1 protein-coding gene is annotated in these 846 nt (G+C 55.8%); it reads right to left on the bottom strand.

The genetic code is table 11. The features are described from left to right. A partial coding sequence (locus AC1RPN_RS07885) for a hypothetical protein (RefSeq protein ID WP_481763665.1) occupies positions 1 to 846 on the bottom strand: 846 nt, incomplete at both ends.

Raw genomic sequence — 846 nt, 5'->3', positions numbered from 1 at the left:
GACGCGTATTGGCAGTGCCACGACCACGCGTATTCCGGGTCCGCGTGCATAGTACTAGCCAGCTTGATGTATGGCGTCGGTCCTGTCTCTTCCTCGGCTACGTGCTCATGTTCGTCTTCCCCGACATCCAGCGTGTCCTCATCCTCACTGTCGTTGATATCGAGTTCAGCCTCGTACTTAACCTCCCAATCCTGCCCTCCGGGAGCGCCGTGCGCATACTCATCCATGAGCGCATCAGGATTGTTCTTCAGGTGGTCACGGAAATTGCTAAGGCATTTTTCGACTTCGGCGGCCCCAAACGTAGGCGTGTAGTTCAAACCCTCGATCATTCGTTGAAAGTTTGCAAGTTCCTTCAACTCTGTGTCCGTTTTGGACAAGATGCGCTCTTCCTGATCGGAATTTCGCGGTTTGCCCAATTTGGCAATGATGCTGGAATCTACACGCTCACCGCGCTCTATCACTATCGTTGGACTACACGGCTCATCGATCGCGATCTCGCGCTGTGCGTCAATGATCTGTTGTGGCGTCGGACGCTCCAAGTCCTCGGGAAACGGAGTTAGTCGCAGGGATGCCGGCTCGTCGATACCGAGTTCAAGGTCCACGTGCAACGTGATTCGCGCCTCGTAGAAGGTGCGTACTCCAACCTCAGTCGGGTTCTCCAGCTCCAGCGTATAACGGCGTATCCCAGTGCTGCGAATCGCTCGATGCAATTCTGCTTCTAGCGCCTCCGAGTCGGAGAGTGCGCCGCTCGCGATTCTGAACGCAGAAAGCAGTTGCAGCTCAACGCGCTCGACATCGAATGTACGTCCGCTTCCCCTGCGGTGCTCGACCCCCACATCGATATAC

This window comes from Dellaglioa sp. CoH-57-MRSF-20, assembly GCF_056781955.1.
Note: the sequence above shows the minus strand (reverse complement) of the source record. Positions and strands in the feature narration are given on the sequence as shown.